Annotated in this window: 6 protein-coding genes; 2 read left to right on the forward strand and 4 right to left on the reverse strand. The window is 70.6% G+C overall.

The features are described from left to right. Positions 1–549: PhoH family protein (locus AC0HS0_RS02630; RefSeq protein WP_472961467.1), on the forward strand; the 549-nt coding region annotated here is incomplete at its 5' end. Between the two features lie 126 nt (positions 550–675). Beyond that, a complete protein-coding gene (locus AC0HS0_RS02635) occupies positions 676–1,302 on the forward strand; it encodes a prepilin peptidase (RefSeq protein WP_472961468.1) in 627 nt (208 codons plus the stop codon). 69 nt (positions 1,303–1,371) lie between these two features. On the opposite strand, the gene AC0HS0_RS02640 is transcribed toward AC0HS0_RS02635, so the two are convergent. From AC0HS0_RS02640 to AC0HS0_RS02655, 4 genes are read right to left on the reverse strand one after another with little or no spacing between them, the layout of a single operon-like run. Further along, on the reverse strand, positions 1,372–2,778 hold the full coding sequence (locus AC0HS0_RS02640; RefSeq protein ID WP_472961469.1) for a class II fumarate hydratase: 1,407 nt from the start codon (positions 2,776–2,778) through the stop codon (positions 1,372–1,374). A 31-nt stretch (positions 2,779–2,809) separates the two neighbouring features. After that, a complete protein-coding gene (locus AC0HS0_RS02645; protein WP_472961471.1) occupies positions 2,810–3,478 on the reverse strand; it encodes a carbonic anhydrase in 669 nt (222 codons plus the stop codon). Next, positions 3,479–4,150, reverse strand: coding sequence for a DUF4245 domain-containing protein (locus AC0HS0_RS02650; protein WP_472961472.1), 672 nt, complete (start codon positions 4,148–4,150; stop codon positions 3,479–3,481). After that, on the reverse strand, positions 4,147–4,395 hold the full coding sequence (locus AC0HS0_RS02655) for an exodeoxyribonuclease VII small subunit (protein WP_472961473.1): 249 nt from the start codon (positions 4,393–4,395) through the stop codon (positions 4,147–4,149). Before AC0HS0_RS02655 ends, AC0HS0_RS02650 begins: the two co-directional genes overlap by 4 nt. Between the last annotated feature and the right edge of the window lie 123 nt (positions 4,396–4,518).

Here is a 4,518-nt window from a genome sequence, read left to right on the forward strand (position 1 = left end):
CCCGGCAAGTCGGCGCTCGCGCTGTGCGCCGGGCTGGAGGCCGTGCTCGAGCGGCAGCAGCACAAGAAGATCATGGTCTTCCGACCGCTGTATGCGGTGGGCGGCCAGGAGCTCGGCTACCTGCCCGGCGATCAGGGCGAGAAGATGAACCCCTGGGGGCAGGCGGTCTTCGACACTCTCGGCGCCCTCGTCTCTCAGAACGTGCTGGACGAGGTCCAAGACCGAGGGATCCTGGAGGTGCTGCCGCTGACGCACATCCGCGGTCGTTCACTGCACGACGCGTTCGTGATCGTCGACGAGGCGCAGTCGCTGGAGCGCAATGTGCTGCTCACGGTGCTGAGCCGGGTAGGCCAGAACTCGCGCGTCGTCCTGACCCACGATGTGGCGCAGCGGGACAACCTGCGCGTCGGCCGGCACGACGGTGTCGCCTCGGTGATCGAGACGCTGAAGGGGCACCCACTGTTCGCGCACATCACGCTGACGCGATCGGAGCGCTCGGCCATCGCTGCGCTCGTGACAGAGATGCTGGAGGGCAACGAACTCGCGTGACACCGGACGCGGGTCTTCTGATGAAGGCCCGGGTGAAAGAACCGGTCTCCCTGTGGGGAGTTCTAGGATTCCCGTATTTCGTGTGGAATTGTGATCCCGCTAGAACCTCACGCCTAGCGTGAGTGCATGGGGGAACAAACGATCCGGATCGCCCTCGCGGCCGGTCTGGGCGTCGCAGTGCTGGGGGCACGCGACGCCGGACCGGCCGCGGTGGGAGCGCTTTACGTCGCCGCCGTGACGGCGGCGCTCGTGCAGTACGACCTGCGGGAACGGCGGCTGCCGGACGCGCTGGTGCTGCCCGGGCTCGCCTTCGTGGCCGTGGGAGCGCTGTGGAGTGCGCTGAGCGGCTCGGGGAGCGTCGAGGTGGTGGTCACGGCCGTCCTGTGCGGCCTGGGGGTGCTGCTCGCGTTCCTGGTGCTCGCTTCGGGCGGCGGGCTCGGCATGGGAGACGTGAAGCTCGCGGCGCTGCTCGCGGCCGCGCTGGCCGCGCTCGTGGCCGGGCGCGGGCCGCCGGCGGCGGGGGAGGGCCTTGCGATGGCCGCCTTTGCCTCGGCCGCTGTTGCCTCGGCCGCTGTCGCTGCGGCGGCTGTTGGCGCCGTCGTCGCCTGGGTGCTGGCGTCGCTCGTGCTCGGGGGGATCGCAGCGATGGTGGTGATGGGGACCCGTGCGGAGACGCCGGGAGACAGGTCGGGCGAACTGCCGTTCGGGCCGGTTCTGCTGCTGACGTTCTGGGCGGTCGCGCTCGGGTGGTGACAGCTGACGAGGCGCCCCTTCCGGAAGGGGAAGGGGCGCCTCGGAGAAGAGTCGGCTGCGCGCTGTCGCTCAGCCCGGGTGGGTCATGCTCAGCACGTCGAGAGCAGTGTCGAGCTGCTCCTCGGTGACCTCGCCGCGGTCGACGAAGCCGAGGTCGATCACCGCCTCCCGCACCGTCATGCCCTGCGCGACGGCGTGCTTGGCCACCTTGGCGGCGGCCTCGTAGCCGATCACGCGGTTGAGCGGCGTGACGATCGACGGGCTCGACTCGGCGAACGCGCGAGCGCGGTCGAGGTTGGCCTCCAGCCCGCTGACGGTCTTGTCGGCGAGCACCCGGCTGGCCTGGGTCAGCAGGCGGATCGACTCCAGCAGGGCGGTGCCCATGACCGGGATGGCGACGTTGAGCTCGAAGAGACCGGAGGCGCCGCTCCAGGCGATGGTGGCGTCGTTGCCGACGACACGGGCGGCGACCATCAGTACGGCCTCCGGGATGACCGGGTTGACCTTGCCCGGCATGATCGACGAACCCGGCTGGAGGTCGGGGATGTGCAGCTCGCCGAGACCGGTGTTGGGGCCGGAGCCCATCCAGCGCAGGTCGTTGCAGATCTTGGTCAGGCTGACGGCGATCGTGCGCAGGGCGCCGGAGGCCTCCACCAGAGCGTCGCGGTTGGCCTGGGCCTCGAAGTGGTTGCGCGCCTCGGTGATCGGCAGCTCGGTCTCGGCGGTCAGCAGCTCGATCACGAGCTGCGGGAAGCCGAGCGGCGTGTTGATGCCCGTGCCGACGGCGGTGCCGCCGAGCGGGACCTCCGCGACGCGAGTCAGCGCGGCCTGCACGCGCTCGATGCCGTAGCGGATCTGCGCCGCGTAGCCGCCGAACTCCTGGCCGAGCGTGACCGGGGTGGCGTCCATGAGGTGCGTACGGCCCGACTTGACGGCCGTCGCCCACAGCTCCGCCTTCTCCTCGAGCGCCACCGCGAGGTGGTCGAGCGCAGGGATCAGGTCGTCGATGAGCGCGCCGGTGACGGCGATGTGCACCGAGGTGGGGAAGACGTCGTTCGACGACTGCGATGCGTTGACCTGGTCGTTCGGGTGCACCGGGCGGCCGAGGCGGCGGGAGGCCAGCGTCGCCAGCACCTCGTTCATGTTCATGTTCGACGACGTGCCGGAGCCGGTCTGGTACACGTCGATCGGGAAGTCCCCGTTGTGCGCACCGCTGACGACCTCGTCTGCGGCTGCGGCGATGGCCTCGGCGACGTCGGCGTCGAGGACGCCGAGACGCGCGTTGGCGAGCGCGGCCGACTTCTTGATGCGGGCGAGCGCGGCGATCTGGGCCGGCTCGAGAACCGAACCCGAGATCGGGAAGTTCTCGACGGCGCGCTGCGTCTGAGCGCCGTAGAGGGCGGCTGCGGGAACCCGCACCTCGCCCATCGTGTCGTGCTCGATGCGGTAATCGGTACCCGCCTGGGTGTCCACCACGGTGTGTTTATCCTTTCTGAGCCCGGGCGCGTCAGCGCACGTGCGATGAGTCGGCGACCGGTTCGGCCATACCGACGACGGCGTCGGGAACGACCCGGCCTTCTTGCAGCCGGTAGTTCGCCCCGACGATGGCGAGAAGATTGGCGGCGACTGCGTCGCTGAGGATCTCGGAGCGGGCGAGCAGCTCGCCCACGGTGTTGCGCAGGTGCTCCTTGCCGACCTCGGAGGCGTCGACCTCCGAGGGCACGACGGGCTGCTCGGCCGGGACGCCGGCGACGCGGTGCACCGCGGGGACGATCGGCGAGATGAGCTGGGCGATGTGCGGCGGCAGCGGCTCGGCGTCGGCGGCCTGGGACGCGATGGCGGACGCGACGGCGCCGCACGCGTCGTGGCCGAGCACGAGGATGAGCGGGACGTTCAGCACGGCCACGGCGTACTCGAGGGAGGCGATCGCCGAGTCGGAGGCGACCTGGCCCGCGTTGCGGACCACGAACGCGTCGCCGAGGCCCAGGTCGAAGATGATCTCGGCCGCGAGGCGCGAGTCGGCGCAGCCGAAGATCGCGGCGACAGGGGCCTGCCCTTGCGCGAGGGTCTCGCGGCGCTCCACGTCTTGACGCGGGTGCTGCGGCGCGCCGGAGACGAACCGCTCGTTGCCGGCCAGCAGCTCGTTCCAGACGCGGCCTGGACGGGTCGTGGGCATCTACTTACCTCCTGGGGTCGGGGATCCGAGGCTGTGCAGCTGGTCGGTCAGCGCCGACGCGGCCGTCGTGAATTCATCGTCGGCCGCAGTGCCGAAGACGACCACGGTGCTCGTGCCGGCCGTCGTGGCGAGTGCGTACGCGACATTGCCCGCGTCGGAGCCCGCCGAGCGGTTGTCGTAGACGTCCCACTTCACGCCGTCGATCTCGCGGGTGCCCGCGATGCGTGTGCGGTTCACCTGGTCGGCGACCCAGCTGTCGTTGGCGTCGAACCCCTGCACGATGCCGATGTACTGGCCCTTGGGCGTCAGGAGGCCGATGTACCAGGCGTCGACGCCGTCGGAGGTCTTGGTGCGCAGCTCGGCGCTGTTCGACTTCCAGCCGGAGGGGAGCCGCGGCACGACCAGGCGGTCGGGCTCACTGCCCTGCGCCTGCTGGGCGACAGCGGCGTAGTCGACCGGCGGCGTGGAGGCGGTCGGGTTGCCGCGCGGCACGACCAGCACGATCACCGCGACCAGCGCGACGGTCGCGATGAGCGAGTAGACGAGGTTGTTGACCGTCTGCCGGTTGCGGTGATTCGCAGAATTCTGCGCCTTGCGCGCGGCGGTCTCCTCCGGCGTCTCGGGACGCCCGAGCTCGGCGACGACCGCGGGCGGCTTGGTTCGGGGACTCATGCCTGGTCAGCGACTCCCGTGGTCGCGGCGGCGGCCGCACCCGCACGCGCAGCATCGAGCCGGGCCTTCGCCCCGATCAGCCATTCTTCGCAGTGCCGGGCCAGAGCCTCGCCGCGTTCCCAGAGGGCGATCGACTCCTCGAGGGTGATGGAACCCTGTTCCAGCTCCCCGACGACGCGGATGAGCTCGTCGCGCGCCTCCTCATAGGTGAGCGCGCTGATCTCAGGGGTGGGCATGGCATCCATTCTATTTGTCTCGCTGAGCGGCCGCTGGATCAGCGCCTCCATCGGTCGCCGGCGACTCCAGCCGGTCGCCGGCCGTGGCTGCGAACGCGCCTCCCGCGACCGTCACGCGCACCACCGCGCCCT

The organism is Leifsonia sp. PARNA 1/14, assembly GCF_055720965.1.

Bases quoted from the DNA above. Each gene is read 5' to 3' on its own strand.
- AC0HS0_RS02655 (WP_472961473.1), bottom strand. From the start codon at position 4,395: ATGGATGCCATGCCCACCCCTGAGATCAGCGCGCTCACCTATGAGGAG.
- AC0HS0_RS02645 (WP_472961471.1), bottom strand. From the start codon at position 3,478: ATGCCCACGACCCGTCCAGGCCGCGTCTGGAACGAGCTGCTGGCCGGC.
- AC0HS0_RS02650 (WP_472961472.1), bottom strand. From the start codon at position 4,150: ATGAGTCCCCGAACCAAGCCGCCCGCGGTCGTCGCCGAGCTCGGGCGT.
- AC0HS0_RS02635 (WP_472961468.1), top strand. From the start codon at position 676: ATGGGGGAACAAACGATCCGGATCGCCCTCGCGGCCGGTCTGGGCGTC.